15 protein-coding genes are annotated in these 25,961 nt (G+C 57.4%); 10 read left to right on the top strand and 5 right to left on the bottom strand.

All coding sequences use genetic code 11. The features are described 5' to 3' along the window. Positions 1-12: 12 nt before the first annotated feature. The 7 genes from I6L33_RS11450 to I6L33_RS11420 all read left to right on the top strand — a co-directional run bounded on the left by I6L33_RS11450 (position 13) and on the right by I6L33_RS11420 (position 17,927). Entirely contained in the window at positions 13-2,016 is a 2,004-nt protein-coding gene (locus tag I6L33_RS11450; protein ID WP_216972511.1) for an N-6 DNA methylase, read from the top strand. Then, positions 2,013-4,031: an N-6 DNA methylase gene (locus I6L33_RS11445; RefSeq protein WP_216972510.1), complete on the top strand. Its 2,019-nt coding sequence runs from the start codon at positions 2,013-2,015 to the stop codon at positions 4,029-4,031. Before I6L33_RS11450 ends, I6L33_RS11445 begins: the two co-directional genes overlap by 4 nt. Then, a complete protein-coding gene (locus tag I6L33_RS11440; protein WP_216972509.1) occupies positions 4,028-5,434 on the top strand; it encodes a hypothetical protein in 1,407 nt (468 codons plus the stop codon). The genes I6L33_RS11445 and I6L33_RS11440 overlap by 4 nt, the downstream gene beginning before the upstream one ends. Continuing rightward, on the top strand, positions 5,434-9,588 hold the full coding sequence (locus tag I6L33_RS11435; protein ID WP_216972508.1) for a protein kinase: 4,155 nt from the start codon (positions 5,434-5,436) through the stop codon (positions 9,586-9,588). Before I6L33_RS11440 ends, I6L33_RS11435 begins: the two co-directional genes overlap by 1 nt. After that, on the top strand, positions 9,585-11,267 hold the full coding sequence (locus I6L33_RS11430; protein ID WP_216972507.1) for a hypothetical protein: 1,683 nt from the start codon (positions 9,585-9,587) through the stop codon (positions 11,265-11,267). Before I6L33_RS11435 ends, I6L33_RS11430 begins: the two co-directional genes overlap by 4 nt. Next, a complete protein-coding gene (locus I6L33_RS11425; protein WP_216974089.1) occupies positions 11,264-16,729 on the top strand; it encodes a hypothetical protein in 5,466 nt (1,821 codons plus the stop codon). The genes I6L33_RS11430 and I6L33_RS11425 overlap by 4 nt, the downstream gene beginning before the upstream one ends. A 247-nt stretch (positions 16,730-16,976) precedes the next feature. Then, positions 16,977-17,927: an IS1595-like element ISKpn3 family transposase gene (locus I6L33_RS11420; RefSeq protein ID WP_216974088.1), complete on the top strand. Its 951-nt coding sequence runs from the start codon at positions 16,977-16,979 to the stop codon at positions 17,925-17,927. Between the two features lie 161 nt (positions 17,928-18,088). Here I6L33_RS11420 and I6L33_RS11415 read toward each other — a convergent pair whose 3' ends face one another. Continuing rightward, positions 18,089-18,856, bottom strand: coding sequence for a hypothetical protein (locus I6L33_RS11415; protein WP_216974087.1), 768 nt, complete (start codon positions 18,854-18,856; stop codon positions 18,089-18,091). A 482-nt stretch (positions 18,857-19,338) separates the two neighbouring features. Between I6L33_RS11415 and umuD the strand changes: the two genes are divergently transcribed. Further along, the gene (gene umuD, locus I6L33_RS11410) at positions 19,339-19,782 is read left to right on the top strand and encodes a translesion error-prone DNA polymerase V autoproteolytic subunit (protein WP_216974086.1); all 444 of its coding nucleotides are present in this window, start codon (positions 19,339-19,341) and stop codon (positions 19,780-19,782) included. Next, a complete protein-coding gene (gene umuC, locus I6L33_RS11405) occupies positions 19,763-21,022 on the top strand; it encodes a translesion error-prone DNA polymerase V subunit UmuC (protein ID WP_216974085.1) in 1,260 nt (419 codons plus the stop codon). The genes umuD and umuC overlap by 20 nt, the downstream gene beginning before the upstream one ends. 397 nt (positions 21,023-21,419) lie before the next feature. Here the strand turns inward: umuC and I6L33_RS22025 are convergent, their stop codons facing one another. The 4 genes from I6L33_RS22025 to dsdC form a co-directional block, all read right to left on the bottom strand. Beyond that, a complete protein-coding gene (locus tag I6L33_RS22025; RefSeq protein ID WP_254204973.1) occupies positions 21,420-21,824 on the bottom strand; it encodes an HNH endonuclease in 405 nt (134 codons plus the stop codon). A gap of 12 nt (positions 21,825-21,836) precedes the next feature. Next, entirely contained in the window at positions 21,837-22,481 is a 645-nt protein-coding gene (locus I6L33_RS22020; RefSeq protein ID WP_254204972.1) for a hypothetical protein, read from the bottom strand. Next, positions 22,465-22,890 (bottom strand): class I SAM-dependent methyltransferase, encoded by a 426-nt coding sequence (locus tag I6L33_RS22015; RefSeq protein ID WP_254204977.1) that lies wholly within the window; start codon positions 22,888-22,890, stop codon positions 22,465-22,467. The genes I6L33_RS22020 and I6L33_RS22015 overlap by 17 nt, the downstream gene beginning before the upstream one ends. Before the next feature lie 285 nt (positions 22,891-23,175). Then, the gene (gene dsdC / locus I6L33_RS11390) at positions 23,176-24,135 is read right to left on the bottom strand and encodes a DNA-binding transcriptional regulator DsdC (protein ID WP_216974084.1); all 960 of its coding nucleotides are present in this window, start codon (positions 24,133-24,135) and stop codon (positions 23,176-23,178) included. A gap of 289 nt (positions 24,136-24,424) precedes the next feature. On the opposite strand from dsdC, the gene I6L33_RS11385 reads away from it, so the two are divergent. Continuing rightward, entirely contained in the window at positions 24,425-25,756 is a 1,332-nt protein-coding gene (locus I6L33_RS11385; protein WP_216974083.1) for a D-serine ammonia-lyase, read from the top strand. Positions 25,757-25,961 lie beyond the last annotated feature (205 nt).

Genomic DNA, 25,961 nt, shown 5'->3' with positions numbered 1-25,961 from the left:
CGGAGTTTTTATATGAGCAGAAAGAAGAACAAGCAGGCCGAGAACACGATCCCGGCGGGATACACGCTCGACTACGTTTCCGGCAAACAGGTCAAGGAAACGAAGAAGGAGCTGGTCCGACAGCGTGTCGTTCGCGCCTTGATCCACGAGTACGGATTTTCGCCAGAAGACATGAAACTGGATTTTTCCATTGGTGGCCGGAAGAAGGTGGATGTGGCTATTTTCCATCATGGTAAGGAACACACCATCGAAAATCTGAGCCGAGCCGTGATCTGCCGCCAAGAGCCGAACGTTGGCAAGAATGCCGTGCGTATCCGCGACTTCGAGCAAGCTGCCAAGGACCTCGATGAGATAGAGACTATCATGAGTGAGGTCGACGCGGTTCAGTATGGTCTGTGGACTAACGGCCTTGAGTTCTTCTTTGTCGAGAAGGAGCAGAAGCGCTTCGAAATCAAGTGCAACCCCATCGGCGACTGGCCGATGGCCGAAGAGTCCGTCGGCACCAAGGATGTCATCTCAGATGCCCATACCCGCATAGCCGACAACGAGATGCTCAAGATCACCTTCCGTCGTTGCCACAACTTTATCCATGGCAATGAAGGTATGCCCAAAGATGCGGCATTCTGGCAGTTTCTCTATCTGATTTTTTGCAAGATGCACGACGAAAATCTTCGTGGTATCCAACGTCAGGCTTGGAAACGCCAATTCTGGGCAGGCCCAAAAGAACAGTTTGATGCAGAGGGGCGAAAGGCGATTCGAGCTCGAATTGAAGCGATCTTCACTGAGGTCAAGAAACAATACAAGAATATCTTCCGCGGGAACGAGGAGCTTACCCTATCTAACCGCGCTCTGGCCTTTATTGTTTCTGAATTAGCCAAATACGATTTCACCCGCACGGATGTCGATGCCAAGGGCGTTGCCTACCAAGAGCTGGTGGGCGTCAATCTGCGCGGCGACCGTGGTCAGTATTTCACTCCCCGGGGCGTGGTGAAGCTGGTCGTGGAAATGCTCGATCCCAAGGAGAGCGAGACGCTGCTGGACCCGGCCTGCGGGACCGGCGGCTTTCTGGTCGCCACCCTGGGACACATGCTGAAGAAATTCCGCGAGGAGCAGAATACCCAGGTCGGCAACGAGAACACCACCGAGTTTCTGAACGTCCACGAGCGGCTGAAAGAATACGCCGCCGCCAATGTGTTCGGGGCCGACTTTGACCCATTCCTGATCCGCGCCGCTCAGATGAACATGGTGCTGGCGGGTGACGGCCGGGGACACATTTACAACATCAACTCCCTGGAGTTCCCGCTGGGGCATCTGGCCGATCTGCCCTCCGCCAAGAAGGAGATCCAGCTTGGGTCGGTGGATATCATCGCCACCAATCCTCCGTTCGGCTCCGACATCCCGATCACCGACAAGCATATCCTTGAACAATACGAGCTGGCCCATAACTGGGAGCCGGATGGCGAAGGCGGTTTCCGCAACACCGGTAACGCCAAGGGGAGCGTCGCGCCGGAGATTCTCTTCATTGAGCGCTGCATCAAGTGGCTCAAGCCGGGCACCGGCCGCATGGGCATCGTTTTGCCCGACGGCGTTCTCGGCAACCCGGCGGCGGAATACATCCGCTGGTGGATCATGCGTGAAACCCAGGTGCTCGCCTCCGTCGACCTGCCGGTGGAGGCCTTCATCGCCGAGGCCAACGTCAACATCCTTACCAGCCTGCTGTTCCTGCGCCGCAAGAGCGAAGAGGAAAAACGCGCCGAGGCCCTGGGCGGCATCGATGAATATCCGGTGTTCATGGCCGTGGCCGACAAGGTTGGCTTCGACCGCCGTGGCAACAAGCTCTACAAGCGCACCCCGGACGGGGAAGAGATCGTCGAGCCCAAACAGCATATCGAGCGCATCCGCATCGGCGGGCGCTTCGTGGAACGGACCCTGACCCGCAGTGAAAAGATCGAAGACAACGATCTGCCGGTCATCGCTGAGAAGTACCGCGAATTTCTCAAGGAGCAGAACGGATGAGCGATCAAGACGACATCATTGAAGCCCCGCAGGATGCTGCCGAAGAGAGCGGCCCGGATAACTTTTTCATCGACATCCTGACCGGTAACAAGGAGAGCGCCTCAGCCAAGAAGCTGCTGGTGCAGAAGGTTCTGCGCCAGCTCATCGAGAGCTACGGCTTTGACCGGGATGACCTGGAGATCAACTACAACCCGCAGATCCCCGGCCAGGGACGCAAGCGCATCGACATCGCGATTTTCCGCCCCGATGCCGAGCACAATAACGATAACCTGCAGCGGATCATCGTCTGCAAGACTCAGAAGAAGCGCGACAAGCTACGCTCCATTGCCGAGGCCGATGCCGACCTGCGCGAGCTCAAGGAGCTGCTGGAACTGATCCCCGGCGCGACGCTGGGCATGTGGACCAACGGCCAGGAAGAGTTCCTGTTCCAAGTCGAGCGCACCCGCTTCGAGGTCCGCGCCAAGCCGCTGGGTGTCTGGCCGGTTCCGGGCGAACGGACCACCGATCTCGACCGCACCGGCGGTGTCATTCAGGTCAGCGCCGAAGCGGAAGACCTGGAAGACGCCCTGATGCGATGCCGCCAGTATCTGAACCGCAACCTGGGGCTCGATCACAAGGATTCTTTCAAACAGTTGGCCGTGCTGATGCTGGCCAAGATCTTTGATGAGACCCTGCCCACCGGTGAGCGCAAATTCTGGATCAGGGGCGACGAGCCTTTCACCGAGCCAGGCCAACAGGCCATTGCCCAGCGCATCAACGAATCCATTACCGCAGCCAAGGCCTGGCAGCCGAACCTGCTGACCCGTGGCTGGGATCTGACGCTGGAACCCCACGAGACTGCCCGCGTGGTCATGGAGCTGGCCCGTTACTCTCTGAGTGAAACCCAGCCACGTTACCGCACCGGGGCCTTCCGTGCGGTCGCCCGCAGTGTGATGGACGGCCGCGAGGGCCGCTACCCCACGCCGCTCAACGTGGCCGAAATGGCGGTGGAGATGCTCGACCCGCAGCCCGGCGAACGCATCATGGACTGCTCCAGCGGCACCGGTACCTTCTTGGCCATGACCGCCGCGCACATCTTCAAGAAGAAACTGGCAGCCATGGGCACCACGCCCGATGAGGCCACCAACGAACAGATCCGCCAGGCGCAAAACGAAACCGCCGCCTGGGCGGCCAGCAATGCCCTGGGCTGCGACATCGATCCCTTCCTGGCTGTGGCCAGTCGCATGAACCTGCTGTTCACCACCGGCAATCCCGGCCGCGTGTTCCGCATCGATGCCCGCACCTTCCCGGACGGCGATCTGGATGGCATCGAAGCCGCCCGCCCGGCGCTGCCCCTGGGCAGCATGGATGTTGCTCTGCTGAACCCCTGGTTCTCTAGTCAAGACAAGATCACTGACGCCTCTATCCTGAGCGCCTACGACTTGGGACATGCGTGGGAGCGTGATGATGACGGTGGTTTTAGAAATACAGGGAACCACAGCTCTGGTGGCGTTCCACCCGAAGTCCTCTTTCTGGAACGTGCCCTGCAGTGGGTGAAGCCAGGCACCGGCCGCCTCGGAATCCTGCTTCCTGATGGACTACTGGGCAACCCAGGCGATGAGCATGTTCGCTGGTGGATACTTCGAAACTGCCAGGTAGAGGCCAGTGTGGATTTTCCCGTCGAACCCTTCATCTCCACCGTCAAGGAATTTGGATTAACACCGGCTATGTGCTCTTTGCTAATACTCCGTCGGCGGTCACATGAAGAACTGATTCAGGCCGAGCACCCTGAGTACAAGGTATTCATGGCCTTGGTTGATAGAGCTGGAATGGATCGAAAAGGTAATCCTCTTTTTCAAAGGGCTCCGGATGGGGAAGAGTTGGTATTTAGTGATGAGGTTATTGAACGAGTCCGTGAAGGTGGTGAAGTCCACGTAAGGCGTGTTATTCGCCGGACCAGGCGCATCGATGATGAACTTCCGCTTGTGTCAGAAAAGTTCAGCCAGTTCAAGGGAGACAGTGAGGTGGCCATATGAAAATCAAACACGTTCCCAGCTCCTGGCTTGATCACAACGGTCGACGTCTTGACTGCGGGCCATATATGTCCGGCGCTATTGAGGCGCGGGAACTGTTAAGCAAACTGAAAACCATGCCTTTGCACAAACTAACTGCTGGGCATGGTGGCGGCATATATAACGGACCTCAGTTTGTAAGGAACTACGTCACCGATCCTGAATTCGGTGTGCCTTTTTTAACAACATCATCAATGCTGCATAGTGATCTCAGCACTCTGCCCTTACTTCGGAAAGCCGACGCGCTCTCGAGCAAATTGCGCTATCTGGAAATCAAAGAAGGCATGACTTTAATCACATGCTCCGGAACCATTGGACGCATGGCTTACTCGCGAAAGTCGATGGAGGGAGCTTGGTCCAACCAAGACATCATGAAGGTCGTTGCCAATCCAGACGCCATTTTGCCTGGGTACCTTCATGCTTATCTTGCAAGCCGTTTCGGTGTGCCACTTATAGTATCTGGAACCTACGGTGCAGTTATTCAGCATATTGAACCCCATCATATAGCTGACTTGCCAGTGCCAAGACTGAAAGAAATCGAGGAACAAGTGCATGATTTGATTCAGCAGGCTGCAGATGAGCTTTCTGAGTCTTCGTCGCTAATGGTGTCCGCAACAAATAGTTTATTTTCTGACGCTGGCCTCAATGAATCACATAACCATGAGTATCTCAGCGATGATAAAAGACAAGGCTGGAGTGAATCGAGCTTCAATGCCTTCAGTCTGAGAGCTTTGAACTATGACCCGAGAGCCAAAGAACTTTGGCAGGCTGTGTCTAGTATTAGGCATGACTTGCTCGGCGACCTAGTTGATAGGTCTAACTTTGAAGGTCACATAGTATTCAAGCGGATAGACGCTGATCCAGAGCACGGCGTAATGCTAGTGGGTCAAAGGGATGCATTTCATTTGCGACCTGAAGGACGATGGATCTCAAAAAAATCCATTCAAGGGCTTGGTCTTCAAGTGCCTGCGGGTACAACGGTAATTCCATGCCACGGGACTCTTGGTGAGTCTGAACTTTACTGCCGAGCCGCTTTGGTGACACCCAGAACTTCAGAGTACGCATATTCTGGCGATTTTTATAGGTGTATTCCGAGAGAAGGTGCAATCGCTTCAGGTTATTTATTTGCATTTCTTCGGTCACGATTTGCTTTTAGGATGATCCGCTCAATGAGCACTGGCAGCAAACAGCAATATCAACACCCGGTGCTTATGGCGAATATGCCCATCCCCCGCCTTGATGATGAAAAAGAGCAAGAAATAGCTACGATGGTAGACCGAGCCGGATACCTGCGGGACCACGCACTCGAACTTGAAGACCAAGCCGTTGCCCTCGTCGAACGCGCTATCGAGGAGGGAGGTCGCTAATGGCGAAGGTCATACCCATCGGGCAACCCGCGAACGAATCTGAACGCCAGGCCATCGGTTTCCTTCGGGATCATCTGCCCGATGGCTGGCTGATCTTCCACAACTTCGAGATGCGCCAGGGTGAGGAGGTGTTCGAAATCGACATCGCTATCCTCGCGCCTCACGCGGTGTACCTGGTGGATGTCAAAGGAACGCGGGGCAACATCGATGTGTATGGCTCCAAGTGGTATCCCGAGGGGCGGCAGCCGTTTTTCTCGCCGCTGGCCAAGCTGCGCAGCCACGCCAAGACCATGGCCACCATCATCCGCGAGAGCAACACCGGCCTGATCGAGCTGCGCAAGGCTCATGTACATGCCGCCGTGCTGCTCACCGCCGATGACGCCGCCGTGTTCGACCAGGCGGGCATCGACAGCCCGGACGTGACCGATTACAAGCACTGCCTGAAATACTTCCGCGACGCGAGCCGCATCCCGGACAACCGGCTGGATAACATCACCCGCTTCCATTCCCAGATCGCCAAGGCGATCACCGGCAACGCCAAACCCAAGAGCGCCGCCTTGGTGTTCCGCGACTGGCAGGTGGAAGAGAAGCTGGGCGGTACCGACCGCTACACCGAATACCGCGCCAAGCACAACCTGTTGGGCAAGAGCGGCGGCATGGCCCGCCTGCGGGTCTATCAGGCCGACCCTTACCAGGACGAGACCGCCCGCAAGGAAGAGTTCAAGAAGATCAGCAACGCCTATCGCGCCGTGGCGCACATGCCGACCCACGCCAACGTGCTGGCGGTAAAGGATCTGTTCGTCTCCGACGATGAAGATAAGGTGGTGCTGGTCACCGAGGACCTGCCCGGCCAGGCCCTGCGCCTGCATATCAACAAGGCATCCCTGGCACTGACCTTTGACCAGAAACTCCAGGTGATGCGCGACGAGCTGTCGGCCCTGGACCATGCGCACCGGCATGAGGTGATCCACCGCAATCTCACCCCGGACGCCATTCTGGTCACCAAGGGCGGCCAGGCCCGGGTGACGGGTTTCGATTTCGCCCGGGTGGGCAAGAACCGCACCTCCACCATCGCCGATCAGGTGGTGGATGACCTGGAAGCCGCCTACCAGGCTCCGGAGTGTTTCAAGGACCCGACCCAGGCCAGCATCGCCTCCGACCTTTACGCTTCCGGGCTGATCTTTTACGAGCTGCTGACCGGCGAGCTGCCCTTTGAAAGCGTCGACCAGATGATGGAGGCCGACGGCCGCTTCCCGATGAAGCCCTCGGAACACAAGCCGGACCTTCCCAAGGGGATCGACGAGTGGCTACAGAAGTTCTGCGAGTTCGACCCCGAGGAGCGGCATACCAGCGCGGCCATCGCCCGCAAGGGCCTGGATGACCTGATCCTGCCCGAAGCCAAGAATGAATCCGCCCCGGATGTGAGCGGCCCGGCCGTGGTCGTGCCGCAGCTCCCTGATAATCTGATGAACCTGCCGCAGGATTTCATTCTGGCGGATCGTTTCCGTATTCAGAAGAAGCTAGGCAGCGGCGGCTTCGGCGTCGCCTACAAGGTGTTCGATTCCCTGGGCGATGTGGTGCGGGTCATCAAGCTGGTGACCAAGGACCGCCGCAGCGTGTATGAGCGGCTGCGCCGCGAATACAAGACCCTGACCAATCTGCCCGACCACCCGCATGTGGTGAAGGTGATCTGGGCGGACCGCATGGCCGATGCCAAGCAGACGCCGTACATCGTCTTTGAGTATGTGGAAGGTCTGGATATCTCCGATCTGATCGATGCCGAGGCGCTGTCGCTGGATGATGCCGTGCGCATCGTGCGCGAGGCCGCCGATGGGCTGGCCCATCTACACAAGCACGGCGTCTATCATCAGGACGTCAAGCCCTCCAACCTGCTGTGGACCGATAAGGGCGTCCGCATCATCGATTTCAACGTTGCGGTATCCGAGAACGATGAGGTTCAAGGCGGTGGCGGCACACGCCGTTACCTGCCGCCGGATTACGATTACAACTCCGAGCCGGATGCTTCGGATCGGATGGACCGTGACCTCTACGCCCTGGGCGTCTCCTTCTATGAGTGCCTGACCGGCAAGTATCCGTTCGACGACCCCACGCCGCCGATCAAGACTCAGCCCAAGGACCCCAAGCAGTTCAAAGGTTGCGCCGACCTCAGTTCGTCGCTGGTTAATGTGCTGGTGAAGATGATCGCGCCGGAGCGCAAGGATCGCTTCGCGTCTGTCGATGAGTTCTTGACCTCCATGGCCGAGGTCAAGCGCCTGCGCTCGGTGCTGACCACCGGCGAGATTGGTGCCGGACCCAAGGTGGTGTCCAAACTGGGCTTCGAGCCGACCAAGCCCAACACCAACCCCTTTGTCACGCATCTGCTGACCCTCTACAGCCAGAGCCAGGTGTCCAACGCGGGCACCCGTGGCCTCGACGAAGTTGGCAAGGCCACCTACGTGCCGACCTATCTGGATGAGAAGCTCAAACCCGCGCTGCTCAAGGGCGAGTTCCGCCTGGTCATCATCAGCGGTAACGCCGGTGACGGTAAGACGGCCTTCATTCAGCAGTTCGAGGCCTTTGCCGAGAGCAAGGGCGCACAGATGCAGCGCGGCGCGAATGGGGCTGTGTTCCAGCTCAAGGGCCATACCTACCAGAGCAACTACGATGGCAGCCAGGATGAAGGCGACGAGCGCAACGATGCCGTGCTACAGAAGTTCTTTGCCCCCTTCGCGGGCAAGGACGCCTCCGGCTGGCCCGAGAATCAGACCCGCCTGATCGCCATCAACGAGGGGCGGCTGGTCGATTTCTTCCTCGAGCACGAAGAGGAGTTCCCGCTGCTCGCCAAGCAGATCCAACAGGGCTTGGCCGGAGCCGCTCCGGAAGGTGGCATCGCGGTCATCAACCTCAACCTGCGGTCGGTGGTCGCCGAACCCGAGGAAGGTCAACCTTCGATTCTGGAGCGGCTGATTGCCCGCATGACGCAGCAGGAATACTGGCAGGCCTGCGAGAAGTGCGACCTCAAGGGCAAGTGCTATGCCTACCATAACGCCCGGACCTTCCAGGACCCGGTTGCCGGACCCAAGGTGATCGAGCGCTTGAAGATGCTCTACACCATTACCCACCTGCGTGGGCGACTACATATCACCATGCGCGACCTGCGTTCTGCGCTGGCCTTCATGCTGGTGGGCACCCAGGATTGCGACGGCATTCACCAGCTCTATCAGAACGGTGGTGAGGAGACCCAGAATCGCATCCTTGACGGTTTCTATTTCAACTCGTGGCTTGGTGGGGCGGAAGGTTCCAATGACCGGCTGATTGCCCTGCTGCGCGAGATCGACGTTGCCGAAGTCAGCAACCCCGATCTGGACCGCGAGCTTGGCTTCCTCAATCCCAAGACCAAGGCCATGAGCCGCTTCTCGTTCGCGGAGCGGGCCGGATATGACAATGAACTGGTGGAGGCGCTATTCGGCAGTCTGCCTCGCGATTACTCATCGAAGAACCGTGCCCGATTGATCGCCAAGCACAGGAATTATCTCTCGCACATGCGCCGCCGCCATTTCTTTGAATGCCGCGATAGTCAGGAAAATCGTCCGTGGGAAAAGATGCTTCCATACGGGCATATTGATCTTTTCTTGAACGCTATCGAGGAACCTGGAGCGAAGAGCCAGGAAGAGGTAACCATCATTCTCCGGGCCATCAACCGGGGCGAAGGCTTGAGCGATCCGGCGCGGCTGGGCAACCAGTTGGCGCTGCGTGTCCGCCAGGTGGATAAAGGCACCATCCGTAGTTACCGCCTCTTTGACGGCGACCATTTTACGCTCCGCACCGAGCAGGAAACGGCGGCTCATCCTTTCCTCGAGTGTCTGTCTCAGGCGCTGGTGCTGCTTTACGACTCCGGCGACGGGCACAAGGCCAGCCTGCGCATCAATCTCGACATCTATGAAATGCTGATGCGGCTCAACAACGGCTACCGTCCCAGCATCGAGGAGCAGGAAGGTTTCTACCTGAGCCTGGCGGTGTTCAAGAACGTTCTATCCGCCGCTCCCTATCAGGAGGTGCTCCTCACCGAAAGCGGCTTCGAATTCTTCCAGATCCGGCGCGACGACAAAGGCATCCTGCATCTGGGAAAGGTAAGCAGGAGGGCTGAAGCATGAGCATCAAAGGCAGAGACAAGGAGTTCCGCACTCCCAAGACTACCTACGTCGATTTCAAGCACATCGAGATGGATCGTGTGCTGACCATGCTCTTTCCCCGGCTGAAATATGACGGCTATGCCAGCCGACGCCCCCCCCGTGGCGGCGACCTGACCGTTGAAGAGTTTATGGAGGACTTCCTCGAGCATCCCGAATGGTTTGCGGGCTTTGATCGCTTTCCGCAGGTGGTACACCGCTGGATCGAAACCGATCTGATGGATGTGGTGAATCGGGGCAAAGCCAATCAGGCCTTGGCCGCCCCGAGGCCGCTGCATGGCAATACCTATAAGTTCCGCAACGCCAAGCACACCCGTGATTATGGCGCGGCCGAGCAGATCTACTGGATGCTTTTCTATGCCCGCAAAGGCAAGGGCCAAGCGGCACGGGATGCCTTGAAGCGCTTTTTCTTCCCGGGAATCGACCTGGTGACGGACCGCTACGATCCCAACGCTTCCGTGGACGTGGAAACGCAGGCCATCCTGCGTCTGGATCATCAGGTTACCCAGGATATGAAGGATTCCAAGGAGCCCTCGCGCTTCCAGCCGCTGTGTATCGGCCAGGCCGATATTATGGCCGACGATATTCTTCGGCTACTGGCCTATGAGCCCTATATTCCGCGTTCGGTGCTGGTGGATTACCTCAAAACCCTGATGGCATTCCATCTGGCGCTTTACCACCTCAAGCTGCTGCAGATGCTGCCCAAGCTGGTGAAACAGCGCTCGGGCAACGATCTCTGCACCGCCAAGGAATGCCCGATCAACCCGGGCCTCGACAATGCGCTGGAAGGCTGTCCTTACCGCGTGGCGCTGGTCGTGGACATGGGCGACGTCAACAATCCGCACATGGCCGAGCTGGCTCGCAAGTCCACTGACCGGCTCTATCGTCAGATACCGGCCTTTGTGCAGGCCAATTTCGTCATCAAGAAGCTCGATGAGATGGCGGAATACCTGAGCAAAAAAACGGGCAAGCTGGCTACCCCTGGGGGCGGCGTGTTCACTGTTGGCGACCTGGTATCCCTGCTGAAACCCGAGCATGACGCCGAGCGCCAAGCCTACTTCAAATTCCGTCTGGCGAGCCTGATCGAGGAATCGACCTCCGGGAACGAGGACGTTGATCCGGAGATTCGGGAAGTCACTGGCATGGGCCTTGGCGAGTTCGAATCCTTCATCGAAATCCTGATGGCGTATCGCGGCAAGTATCACCGCCAGTACATCACTGAGTGTCTGGACTCGCTGCTGCTGAAGAACAAAGAGAACGGCCTGCTGGCCCAATCACGTACCAAGGGGAGTCCTCGGCGATTTGTGCTGGGAAGCAAGCTTCTCGAAGTGCTCCTTCAGATCGCTGTGCTCACCCAGGACGGCGGGCGCTTTGTGACCCGCGAGGTTCGCATCGAGGAGTTGCTGGCCTTTTTGAGAAACCGCTACGGTCTTCACATCGACCGGCTGCCAGAAGGAGCTCAGGGCAACAGCAGCATCCTGGATAGACGCGCCCTGCGCCTCAACCTAGAGGCCTTCAAGCGCCGCCTGCGTGAAATCGGATTCTACGAGGACCTGTCGGATGCCTACGTGACCCAAAAGGTATCGCCCCGATATGCCATTGAGAGAAATGACGGAACAGATAAGAACGGGAGGCACGCATGAGTAACGCGTTCACCAAGCTTTCCCAGGATAAATTGAACGCGGCGGTCGCTGGTCTGCTGTGCCCTCGTATCGAAGCGATCCTGGGTGATCGTGGCCCAGGCCACTGCATGCGGGTCACCGATCTCGATGACGATGTCATGGAGTCGGTCTGCAAGGAACTGCGGCGAACCAGGCCCGACGGGAACATCTTTATCCTCGGCAGCCATGACCAAGAAGGCATGCCTTTCCGGGTGACCTCCACCAAGCTGGTGGAGCTGCGTAACCCTGATGCGAACGGCGAACTGCGCCAACCTTTGCTGGTCTTCATACCGACCTCGCTCCGTACCAGCGCCGAGGATTCTTTTGGAGTTGCGACCTTCGAGGAGTTGGCTTTCACCGGCATCTACGAAGACCTGATCGACTCGCTGCTTGACCGGCTCCCGGCAACACTGGTCGGCCATGTTCGCGATCTTTTGGGCATCCTCACCGAGGAGGAATGGCTGTTTGCCGACGATGTTTCTCGCGTGCGGTATCTGCTCACCGCGCTCGAAAACGGGATTGATGGAGAAACCCTCGGGGCCAGCCTATATGAATTGACGTTGACCCCGGACTTCAAGCTCTTTGCCGATCCCGGCATGGTCAATGGCAAGATTCGCCGCAACCTCGGCAGTGTCCGCAGTCTGATGACCTCGCACAAGTCGGTGCGTGGCCGTATTGCCGATCTGGGGCTCAGCGACAAGGCGTTGGAGTCGCGCTTGTTCACCTACTTTGAAAAATACGATGTCCAGGAGCCCGAATCCTGGACGCCGCCCATCGCGACCGACAAGAGCTGGTGGAGTATATCTTTCGACAAATGGACGTTCCAGGAAGAGCTTTCGCTGGACAAGGTTCTTCTGACGGTATTGAAGACCGACTTGCCGGTTGTTGCGGAGGATGAGACCGACGACCAACTCTCCGGCCTCATCGGGCAACAGGTTCTGGTTCCGAACGACCGCCGTAAAATGAACGTAGTGTTCGAGGTTAACCCTCACCCGGGCAAGGTCAGTGGCCTTGACCATTTTACGGTGCAAATCATTTCGCAGAATGACGGCCCGGTAGGAAAATCCAAGAAGGTCAAAGCCTGGACGCCGAACCGCCTGCAATGCACGACCAACCTGGCCAAACTCAATAAAATCGAATTCGAGGAGGGATGGCATTTCATCCGTGTGATGCCTTGGACGGCCGATGGCGACCCGATTCCGCTGGAAGCGGATTCCGCCTCCGAGGGCGCTAAACGCTCTTACGAGAGCGAACCTTTCTACGTCCTGCCTGGTGGCAACATTGAGGAAGAACCGCCGCAACGCGCCATCCCCATTGAGCAGAGCCTGGAGCATGCTCGTTTCCGGCTGCAACTGACTGCACTGGGCGATGAACGTGATCCCGATGATATCGCCATCAGTGGTGTCGCCTGGGCCGAAGGAGGTCGTTCCAAGAAGACCTCCCGCCAGGAAACCCTGCATGCAAAATTCGGTCGTGAGGGCGCTGTTCAGATCCCGCTCTCGCGTATGCTCAAAACCATCGAGCAGCGCATCTTGGCGGAGCCGAAGCACCCGTCGGGCTGGCGAATGCAGATCAACCTGGATACCGCCGAGCCGCCCTCCGAGGTCGGACTGACGCTGCCATCTTCCGCCGCGATGGCTTCCTTCCTGGCTGCCCGCGAAGAGTTTTTTGCAGCGGTGCGCAAAGACACTGCCGAGCTCATCATGCAGGGGCTGTCGTTCCGGGACTCGGAAAAGGAATGCCTCGCGTATGCTGAAAGATACCTTGACCTGGTCAGGAACCTCATCCGTCAGGCCGAGACGACTTCCGGTGCCGAGCGTCAGCAGCACCTGCAAGCGCTCAGAAACGTGCTGGCCGTCGATTCCATTCATGTCATCTTGACCGACTTCCGTGGAAGGCATCGAGAGGCGGTGCTGGTCTCACCAACCCATCCGCTCCGCGCCTTGTGGCTGAGCAGTTGGGTCACCCTGGGCAAGGATTGGATCGAGAAGATCAAGTCAGGCGGGAAGGATCACATTCCTCACGTCCGTTCCGCCCTGTTGGATGGCCTTGTGCCCTCTGCCTATCCGGTCGGTATTCCCGTCGAGGATGGCCGCATCTTCACTCCGGTGGACAACCTGAATGCGTTTTGGGCGCTCTACGCCCCGACCACCGAGGAGAATTCCCGTGGCTTGATGGCGGAGATCTGTTCAGCCCTCGGACTGGCCGAGCCCTCTGCGGCGGGAACCGATATTTCCGGAAAGGTCATTGCGGACAAGATCGAGCGCTATCTCTCCCAGCATCCCTATGTGCGGGAGCTATCGCTGAACATCTTCAATCCCGGGGCCGGTTCGGTGATAGCGGAGGCCCTGATATCGCTCCAGCAGAAGCGTGAGCATGCCGATTTGCGCTATGACATCCGGCTCTTTACCTCCGATCCAGACTCGCCTGTTTTGGGTGAGGCGCTTGAATCCATGGTCCGTCCCGGAGCGACGGTAAACGAGGCAGCCGACGCGTTTGCGACTTCGACCGGCAGCCATCTGTTCTCGAAGCTCAACTTGGCCAAGCACGCGCTGAATGAGTTCCATGCAAACTCCAAGGAGTTTCCGGCGCACATCAGCGTTCTTCTGGATGTTTTCCCCGCCGAGGAGCTTTCCATTGCCGAAAGGTCGTTGGGAGTGACGCCGCTGCATGGGTTGATACAGGACTTCGACACCGAATTCGTTGATGACGATTCGGGGACATTCTGGAACAAGCGGCCGATTGTCGGGCGCTCCCTCGGCGCGGACAACCACGCCGCGTGTTTTGATTTGCTGTCGTCTCTGAGCCGCCACCTCTGTTTTGCAACCTCAGCGGTTGCTGCTTCTGGTGCCAGTTTCAAGGCGGTACCCGTCGTGACCCTTGGCCTCGACGTGGCCCAACGAGAGCTGATCTACGAGGTTCACCAGATCAGCGATTGGGTGTTCACCATCGACCGAAATATGGGGATTGAGTTTTTCGACCATGGCGGACGGAAGAACAGACCGGACTATCTGATTGACTATGTGCCGGGAGCCAGTTCCCAGGCGACGCATAACCTGATCATCTCCTCACGCTCGAACGATGAGCTGGAGGCCATGCTGAAGCCGGTGCTGCTTGAGCACGGGTTGTCCGCCGACGGCGAGCAGTCGGTTCAAATCCTGGCAAATCTGCGGTCGCTTTCCGGCCAGCTCGCCCTGAAACTGATTTCCGCACGCACGCAGCAGGCAGAGGCTCTTGGCCTGGCCCTGGCGCGGCTCTATCTCGAGTATCAGGGCGCGTTGAGCAATCAGGTCATTGTGCCGCTGGACGCACACACGGACCTCTACCGCTCAAGTGGTGACTCAGATGACGTCAACGATGCCATCAGCCTGCAACGCACCGACTTGGGTTTGTTCGACCTGGATTTGAACACCAGGACGATCACCTGCAACCTGGTCGAGGTGAAGTGTTATTCGCAGGTCGGCGACTTTGCGGCCTTCAATCAACTGAAGGAGCGGATCTCCGCCCAGATCAATCAGAGTGAGCGCATCCTCCAGCGCCACTTTGACCCGGCCCTGAAAAAGCCGGACCGGCCGGATCGGTTGCTCAAGAGCCGGGAGTTGGCGCAGATCCTTCGGTTCTATCTGGAACGCTCACTGCGTTACGGGATCTTTGATGTGACCGCCGCGCAGGAAGCGCGAGGGCTACTTGAATCCATCGAACAGGGTTACTCGCTTCAGTTCAGACGTTGCGCCCTGATCTTCGACTTTGACAAGGCCGGAACCGAAGCCCCTGACAACGAGGTGGGCATCGAATTCCACCGCATCGGCAAGGATCTCATTCACGCCTTGTTGGAGAATTGCCGCAAGCCTGTGTCCGTTGAGATTGAGGAGGAGCCGACCGCCCACCTCCTGAGCGAGCAGTTTATACCGAACGTGCCGAAGCTCGAGACAGCCGCTTTCATCGCGCCCAAGAGAGCCCGGTCAACGTCCTGGACGGTTGATGATCTCTGGGACGAAGAGCCGGAGGCACCAATCATCGAGACAACACCTCCTGCCGCAGAGGAGACACCCGCACCTGCCCAAGAGGAAAAGGAAGAACAGGCTGAACCCGTCGAGCAAGCACCTCGACCTTCCACCATCGCGCCTGAAGAAGGAAAAGAAGCCGAACAGTCCGCTGTCGTCGCTGTTGAACAGGAAGCACCTGTTCAACCCGAGCATGAAGCGCCGGAGCATCCGACACCAGAGCCCGCGCCTCAAACCGAGGTCAGTTATGACATCATGCTGGGTGTCAATGGTGACTCGCCTCAGTACGGCTTGCTCGGAGAGGTTTCCGGCAGAAAGATCGCCCTGGACCTCAACCACACACACACGATCAGTCTCTTTGGGGTTCAAGGCGGCGGCAAGAGCTACACCCTTGGAACCGTCATTGAAATGGCCTCCATGCCGCTTCAGCACATCAATGTGCTGCCAAGCCCGCTCGCCACAGTCATTTTCCATTACAGCCCGACGCAGGATTATGCGCCGGAGTTTACTTCGATGATCAATGCCAACTCTGTGGATGAGGAGATCCGCATCCTTCGTGAGCGTTACAAGGCCAACCCGGAAGCCCTGAAGGATGTGCTGATTCTTACCCCGGCAAACAAGGTGGATGATCGCCGGGCCGAGTACCCGGATATCGAGGTTAAGCCGATTGCCTTTTCTGCCTCCGAACTCAAGGCGGCACACTGGAAGTTCCTGATGGGAGCGATTGGCAGCCAGAGCATGTATATGCGGCAAATCAATCTCATCATGAGGGGGCTGCGGGATAACCTGACTTTGGATGCCCTGCGAACAGGCATCGATAACTCGGGTCTGTCCGATCACCTGAAAGAGCTGGCACAGACGCGACTGCTGTTCGCCAGCGAATATATCGATGACAACCAGCGACTCCAGGATCTGATTCGTCCAGGCCGGTTGATCATCGTGGATCTGCGAGATGAATACATCGAAAAGGACGAGGCCCTCGGCCTGTTCGTAGTGATGCTGCAGATTTTCTCGGAAGCAACCTACCAGGGAAGCGCCTTCAACAAGCTGGTGGTTTTCGATGAAGCCCACAAGTACATCGAGAACGATGACCTGGTTTCCGGCCTGGTCGAGGTTGTCCGTGAGATGCGACACAAGGGGACCAGCATCATGGTCGCCTCTCAGGACCCGCCATCGGTCCCGGTCTCGCTGATCGAGCTGTCTTCACAGATCATCATGCACAAATTCAACTCGCCCGCTTGGCTGAAACATATCCAGAAGGCTAATGCCGCCCTTGGCGAGCTGACCTCCGACAAGATGAGCCACCTCGGAACCGGCGAAGCTTATGTATGGTCGAGCAAGGCCTCGGACGACTCATTCACCCGGGGCGCGGTGAAGATCAAGTGCCGTCCTCGCATCACGCAGCATGGTGGCAGCACCAAAACGGCCGTGGGTCGGTAAAGGAGACCTTGAATGTCATATAGCGGAAATCCGGCCCCTCATACTCGTTGTAACGGAAATGAACTCCGGGAAGAAAAACTCCTTAATGCCCTTGCAGTTGCTGAACAAGCGGCCAAGAAGTCTCTCCGAGCAACGAAAGCTCATAGGGATCTTTTACTGTCAGTCATAAAGGATTTCCTGATTACCCATAATTAGCAGTCACCACGAACTATACTGACCTTACTTACAGTTATCGAGGTGCGAGATCATGGCCAAAAGCAAAGTCCAATTCCAGAAAGGCTACAGCCTGTTTGAGTTTCTCAAGGACTATGGCACTGAGGCTCAGTGCGAAAACGCGCTGTTCACTTGGCGTTTTCCTCACGGCTTTGTCTGTCCTGAATGTGCCAACAAGACCTGTTGTCGCCTGAGAAGGCGGCCACGTGTGTGGCAATGCAATCACTGCCGTCACCAGATGTCATTGACTGGAAACACGATTTTCGCAAACACCAAGCTCCCACTGACCAAGTGGTTTCTGGCAATGCACCTGTTGTCACAAACCAAAACAGGCTTGTCAGCGATGGAGCTAAAGCGCCAGTTGGGCGTCAAATATGACACCGCCTGGATGCTCAAGCACAAGCTGCTGCAAGCCATGAAAGAGTCCGATGATAAGCAGCCCATCAGCGGCATCATTCAGCTCGATGATGTCTACTGGGGTGGCGAGCGCCGTGGTGGCAAACGGAGTCGGGGCGCGGCAGGCAAGACGCCGTTTGTGGCAGCAGTGGCCCTGAACAAGGAAGGACATCCAATCAAGATGCGGATGACGGTGGTCGATGGTTTCAAAACCAAGTCCGTTGCTGATTGGGCAAAACGGCATATTGCCAGTGGTAGCGCGGTGATATCCGATGGATTGGCCTGTTTCAAAGCGGTCAAGGAGGCCAATTGTGAGCACCTGGGTGTTGTCACCGGGGGCAACCTGGACTGGCTGGATCATCCGGCATTCAACTGGGTAAACACGATGATAGGAAATGTGAAAAACTCGCTGCGGGGCAGTTGCCATACGCTCGGAGCGAAGCATTTACCAAGGCATCTTGCGGAATACTGCTTCCGGTTTAATCATCGTTTTGACCTCAAGAGCATGTTGGTTGAATTGGGGCATGCAGTCGTGGCAAGCCCTCCGATGCCATATCGGCTCTTGAAGCTGGCTGAGGGTCATGGGTAATCAAGTCAGCGTTTGACGTGACTCAACTCGCTATTTTTTGCACGATTGATTGTTCATCGCTCAATAAAGATTCGTACAAGCTTAACTGAGCAGTACGGCTCAATTTTTGATACTCAGACCATCGAACCCATCTCGTCATGCCTTTACTACCCTGGCAACCATCACGACCAGGTATATTTGATGGGGTTGGAAGCACCCCGCTTGCGAAACTCATCGGGCAGCCTCTTGCCGACATACATGGCTTTGATCACCTCGGACGCCTCGTGGCCAACAAAGCCATAACGCCCTTCAACTGTCTCTCTACCAGGAAAATTGTTAGCTGTTGCTTCAAGCCACTGCTGCGCAATAAATGCACCGACAATCAACCCCTGCACTGTGGCTAAAATCACATCGGCTTGGCAGGCCTTGTCTTTATTGAGGCGCCAAGCAAAACGGGTGGCGTTATAAAGTGAATGATCTAATGCTGAACGGTTAACGCTGATCAGCAGCGCCTTATGGCGGAATTCGGCAGTTGGAGCACAGTACTTTTGGATGATCTCGGTTGAATGCATGGCACCAAATTCACTATTGCCATGCCCATCCATGATATTGGTGATCCCCGGATAGGCATCAACCAGCGCGGCTTCGACCTCAAAGGCTGTTTTTTCGTTCATACCGTGCCGATGAATAACATGCACCACATCCAGTCCTGCAAGATGGATGGCGCGAATTCGCTCCAATTTTTCCGAGACAGCGTCATCCTCAACACTACCTTGGACATGAGCAAAGACCCGGTTGCCCTTCCCCTTGCCGATATAAAATGTTTCGCCATTGCGTGGATCAATCAGCCGGTACACGTAGTACTGCAGTTTACTGACAACTTCAGGGGGGAACGATTCTAACGTTTGGACATGCATGTTCAGGTTATTGCTCTCTCGTGCAAGCTGCATAACACAGCCATTATTTTAAATAAATTTTTTGAATTCTTACCGTACCGCTCGCGTGCCGACTAAGACGACACGAGTTGCTGTATCGAGCGTCTAAAAGAGGTGAGAGGCGATTTTATCGGGCTATGACAATTCCTTCGATACTGGGCATGTGTACATGTAACATTTTCAACCAGATAGAATTAACCTCGTTTGTATTTACCTACTTGCTCGAGAAAATAGCTGCCCAGCTCACCTTGATGTTGGTTCGCTTCGCTTTCTGCGCTGGCCAAGTGACCGTTGCGCTCCTTCCATACCGCATACTCGCGGCCTTCTCGACCTCGACCCGTTCTTGCTGTTCTTTCGGTCGGGCACACAGATTGTGACTCATACTGATCTCTTTGTTATTTGTTAGCGCCATGGTACGCCATCAGTGGCATGCGGGACTTGCACTGGTTCAAAGGTGGTGCGCTATAATCACTGTATATAAATACAGGTGTTTTGCCATGAAGTTGCTAACCCCAGACCCATCACCCGCCGAGGTGACCATCCCGCTGTTCTTGCACCGCGCCTCTTGCGGCTTTCCCAGCCCAGCCAGCGACTATCTGGAAGGGAAGTTGGACCTCAACACCCACTGCGTGTCGCACCCTGCAGCAACCTTCTATCTGCGTGCCGAGGGGGAGAGCATGACCGGGGTCGGCATCTTTCCCGGTGACTTGCTGGTGGTCGATAAGAGCCTTATCCCTCGCCATGGTGATGTGGTGATTGCACTACTCGATGGCGGCTTCACGGTAAAGACCTTGCAGCTCAAGCCGAGGTTGCGGCTGTTGCCAGCCAATCCGGCGTTCGCGCCTATCGACCCTTGTATGAGCCTCTCTTTGGAGTTGTTCGGAGTGGTCACCCATGTGATTGGCAATCTGAGGCAGCGTGATGGCTATAGCGCTCGTTGATGTAAACAACTTCTACGCCAGCTGTGAGCGGCTGTTTCGCCCTGAGCTGCGTGGCCGCCCGATCGTGGTGCTCTCCAACAACGATGGATGCGTGGTGTCGCGCAGCCCCGAAGCCAAGGCGATGGGTATCAAGATGGCCGGGCCCTACTTCAAGATCCGCGAGCAGTTCGAGGCGCATGGCGGTGTGGCATTCAGCTCCAACTACGCGCTCTATGGAGATATGTCTGGCAGGGTGATGAGCACGTTGGAGACAATGGCCCCCGAGCTGGAGGTCTACTCCATCGATGAAGCATTCCTGTCACTGTCGGAGTCGTTTGCCGGGGACCTGACAGCCTATGGGCAACAGATCCGGCAGCGAGTTTGGCAGTGGACCGGCCTCACGGTAGGGGTTGGGATCGGCCCCACCAAGACCCTCGCCAAGCTGGCCAACTATGCAGCCAAGAAGTGGCCTGCCACGGGCGGCGTCGTGGACTTGCGTGACGAGCTGCGCCGTGCCCGGCTGATGGCTATCACCCCGGTGGATGAGGTGTGGGGCATAGGACGGCGCTTGGGCGCTAAGTTGGTGGCACAAGGCATCAACACCGTGGCTGACCTGGTGGCTAGCGATGCCAAAGGGTTACGCGCCCAATACGGCGTGGTGGTCGAGCGGATCGTACAGGAGCTGCGTGGCCTGCCTTGCGCAGAGCTGACCGTTGAACCGGCGGCGAAGCAGCAGATCCTCTCGAGCCGTTCCTTTGGTGAGCGCGTGACCGACCGTGGAGAAATGGCCCAAGCGTTGTCGGGCTTTATGGCTCGCGCAGCCGAGAAGCTGCGGGCCGAGGGAATGTGTTGCCAGCGGGTGCACCTGTTCGTGCGAACCAGCCCCTTTGATGAACGAGCCCCTTACTACAGTGAGCAGGCTGGCGTCCGGCTGGTCTGCCCTAGCGATGATACCCGGTTGCTGCTGCAGCAAGTGAACGTGCTGCTACCGCAGATTTGGCGCGACGGTTACCGTTATCAGAAGGGGGGCGTCATGCTGAGTGAGTTCACCCCCAAGGGGCAACAACAGGCCGATCTGTTTGCCCCGTCATCCGCTCAATCGGATGCGCTGATGGCAGTGATGGACCAGATCAAAGCCAAGGGATTGGGGCGCGTAGGCTTTGCCAGCCAAGGCTCGGGGTCGCCTGAGTGGATGATGCGACAAGAGCACCTGAGCCCCTGTTACACCACCCGCTGGGAGGACCTGCCGGTGGCGAGGTAAAAGCCACAGAAGGTTGAAACAGTCTATTCAAAGCTCGCTGGACAGGTAAATTTTGGACGGGAAATTTTTTTCCAAACGAGGAACTGATACGACAGAGAGCGCCAACTTTCGCAAGAGTCAGTTACCTTTTGAGAAAGGTGAGAGTTAAAATTTCCTCCACGGCCAATTAACCACATATGACCATTCCAGCCCAGATAACACTATGTTATTGCAGAAGTTCTGATGTTAGGCATACGGTTAGGCATACATGAATTTTCTGAATTTGCGATTTTAATTTAAGATCAATTAGTTAGTCATTAGGTTCAACATCCCCCAGCCCAAACGTTTGGAAAGGGCCACCTCGCAAGAGGTGGCCCTTTTTATATCCGGCATCCTGACGCTTAAAAAGATTCACGCCTCACCAAGAAGGCATGGAAATATCCAACCCAGGCACAGTAACGTCAACAAACTCGTCAATGCCCCGCCACAACCTAACCTGCTCGCGAACGGCCTGCTGATAGGCCCAGGTCACAATAGCGGTAGAACGGTCGGCATCAACCCCCACCAAAAGCCCGAGCTCGTCGGTGAGGAGTGTTCCATACATCACAATATTCTGCTCATACCAGGCATCCCTGTGCTCTGGCGCTGCGAGGAAGTCTCGCTTGCTACGATTGCAGTTGGCATGTGCCAGCACGAAGTTGTGACCCAGATCGAGAGGATAGCGGCGCCAGGGGATGAAGTGATCCACCTCGCCAGCCCCCTGTATCGCCTTGCGGCAGTAAAAGCAGGTTCCCCCCTGCAACTCTCTCAGTACTTTCCCCACCCGTCCCAGCTCCTACCGGCGTGAACCAAAGAGAAAATCTTCCAGCCCCACACTGGGGCCAATCAGCCCCTGATTGCCCTTTATATCGCAGATAAGTTGCAACCAATGTTGTCGGGAGAGGGAAACCACCAGATCGTAAAAGCGATGAAGACAGTAGAGCATACCGGGGTTCAGGCAAATGTGATCCGCCCCCTTGCGATGAGGATAGAGGTGGCACACCTCCTGACCTCCCAGGATCTGCAAACGCCATAACGGGCCTTCAATCAGGATACGCCGCACTCGGGCAATGAGAGGCCGCCAGGCAGAATGGTCCCGCAAAGCGGTCACCGAACTCACACCCTCTTCACGCAGCCGAGACAACTCCGTCAGCATGATTGCCTGACGCCCGCTGCTCTGCTTGAGCAAGGCAGCACTTTCTTCCGTTGCCGAGTAAGGTAGAGAGTGCTGCCAGTAGAGCTCAACAAACTTGGCTGCAAGCTCATCCAGCGTGATGGTACGGGCCGCTGCCAGTTCATGGTTATCGGCATTGCGCCCGATGGCGATATCTGCAATCCCGTGCAGCAAGGCACACTTGTAAGTAGCCACAAAATCGCCTTCGGTGAAAATGCGTTGCAGATAAGTGATGAAAGCAAGTTGTTGCTCAGGGGAGGCGTGCATGTGTTCCCCCCAGGATCAGGCTCTGCCAACTTAGCTCACCACGAGCCATGACATCCTGTTGTAGGGCCGAGGCGTGGAGGATCGTCAGCTCCTCCTTCCATGCCAGACATTCAACTTCCTCGAGGCTCACCGGGAACATAGCCCGCTCCCGCATCTCCTGCTCTGATACGGAGAAGCGAAGACTCAACACCAGATAACCCTGTGGCGAGAGCAGCTCACCAAGACGAGCCAAGGCCAGCGGGCGATCCGCCAAAGACAAATGCATCCAGACCGCACTGAGCAGGATCAGATCAAAAGGGCCGATTACATGAGAGAGTGCTGGCATGGAATCATTAACCCACGTCACCGCTAGCGTGCGAGTATAGCGTTGACCCAACGCACTGAAGGCGTGACAAGGCTCGACCGCCACCACATGGTGGCCAGGGTTCAGGCCACCCAAAAAGCTGCATCCCGTCCACTGCCCGCCCCTACGTCAAGCAGTCTGCGTGGGGCCACCATCAGCCAAGGTTCCAGCAATGTGAGCCAGTCACCATGAACGGCACGGGCCGGGAGCTGCTGATAACGGGCTGCCAGTTCGTGGGCATGGTACTGGTAGTAAGCGAGAGACACGATGCGTTCCAATCGGGAAAGGAAGAAAAATAATCTCACAGAATCAGTAGGTTGGCCATTCCTTCATATACAGTACAGGCGGGGCTCAATCCCTCTCCCCCGTCTGCTGGCAGGCCCAGTCAATGAAGGCTTGCGCCTTGGGGTTCTGGCAATTAGGCAGGGTGGCGATGTAGTAACGCTGGGCACAGCGCACCGCCATGTCCGGGAAGGGGGCCACCAGCTCGCGCCGTGCCAGCCGCTGGCTCACCAGGTTCTGGCGTCCCATGGCCACCCCGGCGTGGTTCATGGCGGCGATGATGGCGAGATCTGAGCGATCAAACCCCATGCTGGCCCTGCATGCCGAAAGCGACACGCCGGACTGCTCGGCCCAGCTGGACCACTCGTCATCGTTGGAATCCTGGCTCCAGGCTTGCCGGTCATGGAGCAGGCGGCAGTGTGCCAGGTTGGCCGGGTTGCCTAGCAGCCCGTGCTGTTCGGCATACTCGGGGCTGCACACCGGCACCATGTACTCGTCCATCAGCGGGTGGATGGCGAGCCGCGCAGGCGGCTTGTCGTCGAAGCAGAGGGCGAGATCGATGCCGTAGCCATGCAGGTTGATGTTCTCGTTGCCGGTCATGACGTTGAGCTCGATCTGGGGATGCTGACGGGCGAAATCCGCCAGTCGTGGCACCAGCCAGCACTGGGCGATGGAGGGGCGTGAGAAGACGGTCAGGGTGCCCGACAGCTCCTGATGGCGGATCTCAAGGATCTCCTGGTTGATGAACTCCAGCGATGACTTGAGCGCCCAGAATACCCGCTGCCCGTCTGCCGTCAGCGCCACCTTGCGATGAAAACGCTGGAACAGCTTGAAGCCAAGATCCTCCTCCAGCGCGCTTATCCGGTGGCTCACCGCACTCGGGCTGAGCGCCAGCTCGTCAGCCGCCAGCGCAAAGGAGCCGTGTCTGGCTGCCGCCTCGAAGGTGTGCAGTCTGGCCAGCTGATAGCCGTTGAGCAGCTTGTTTCCCGCGACACTGCTTCTTGCCACATAGTTCTCTTCGCCGTACATATGCCCCCCTTGCGAAACCGGCACCGATGATACCGAAAAAGCGCCTCTTGCATCAGTTCACGCCACCCAATATCGCTCTCAGGCCAACATTGTGATGAATGCGGCGCTCTTGCATCAATCCAGCTCATCCAAGACGCTCATTTCATCATTTGTCACGGCCACCTCGTTGGCATTGAATAACGCCAACCTTATTCCCATGCCGGGGTGCGTCGCGGCTATAGCAGCCTTGAGACGGCATCGGTCATGACTGGCCGGCGCGCCCGAATTCCATGACGAGACCAAGCACACCATGAAACACATCGACGTATCACAACTCACCCAGCAGTTTCCGCTGCTGCACGCTCTGATCGCGCTGGAACCGGTCAGCTGGTTCAACCCCAAGGCCACCACCCTGGAGGAAGGTCTGCCCTATGTGGGGCTGGATGGCCGCGATGTGGCGGATGCCTCCGCCCGTCTGGCCCGCTTCGCCCCCTACCTGTGTGAAGCCTTCCCCGAGACCCGCGCCAGCAAGGGCATTCTCGAATCCGAGATCGCCGCCATCCCGGCCATGCAGCGCGCGCTGAATGCCCGTTACGGGGTCGAGGTGAGCGGCCGGCTGCTGCTCAAAAAAGACAGCCATCTGCCCATCTCGGGTTCCATCAAGGCGCGTGGCGGCATCTACGAGGTGCTGACCCACGCCGAGCAGCTGGCCATCAAGGCCGGTCTGCTCTGCGAAGAGGACGACTATCGCAAGCTGTTCACGGACGAGTTCCGCCACTTCTTCAGCCAGTACAGCATCGCGGTCGGCTCCACTGGCAACCTTGGCATGTCCATCGGCATCATGAGCGCCCGCCTCGGCTTTCGCGTCACCGTCCATATGTCCGCCGATGCGCGGGAGTGGAAGAAGCGCAAGTTGCGCGAACATGGCGCCATCGTGGTGGAATACGCCGAGGATTACGGGGTGGCGGTGGAGCAGGGACGCAAGGAGGCCGAACGCGACCCCAACTGTTTCTTCATCGATGACGAGAACTCCCGCACCCTATTCCTCGGCTACGCGGTGGCCGGTGAACGGGTGAAAAAACAGTTCGACGAGATGGGCATCAAGGTGGACGCCGATCATCCGCTGTTTGTCTACCTGCCCTGCGGTGTCGGTGGCGGCCCAGGCGGGGTGGCCTTTGGCCTCAAGCTCGCGTTTGGGGACAACGTTCACTGCCTGTTTGCCGAACCTACCCACTCCCCCTGCATGCTGCTCGGGGTGCACACCGGCTTGCACGATGCCATTGCGGTGCAAGACCTTGGCATCGACAACCTCACCGCGGCCGACGGCCTCGCGGTGGGGCGCGCCTCCGGTTTCGTCGGCCGCGCCATGGAGCGGCTGCTGGCAGGCTTCTACACCCTGAGCGATCAGGAGATGTACGACCTGCTGGGACTCTTGGCCCGCGAAGAGCAGATCAGGCTCGAGCCTTCTGCGCTGGCCGGCATGGCAGGCCCATGGCGCGTCGCGGCCGACCTTGAGTGGCAAACTGGCCAGGGGCTGGATGCAGCCAAAATGGCCAGCGCCACCCACCTGGTGTGGGCCACCGGCGGCGGCATGGTACCCGCCGAGGAGATGGAAAAGTACCTGGCCAGCGCCCGCTTCTGATCTTTTTTTTCAGCCATAAAACCCGCCAGACTGGCGGGTTTTTCTCGTGTGGGATCAGCAAGATGGCGCCTCTGCTCACCATCCCACACATCAGACGGCCAGACAGCTGGACACCCTAAATTGCTGACAATCCCCCCAAGCTGGTTATTTTGTGATACGATAGTGACCGTTTTTTGACATCTGCACCCACGTTGGCGCCCTGTTC

The sequence above is a fragment of the Aeromonas sp. FDAARGOS 1403 genome (assembly GCF_019047325.1).
Taxonomy (GTDB): Bacteria; Pseudomonadota; Gammaproteobacteria; order Enterobacterales; family Aeromonadaceae; genus Aeromonas; species Aeromonas dhakensis.
The sequence above is the reverse complement of the archived record's forward strand: the minus strand, read 5'-3'. Positions and strand labels throughout refer to the sequence as shown.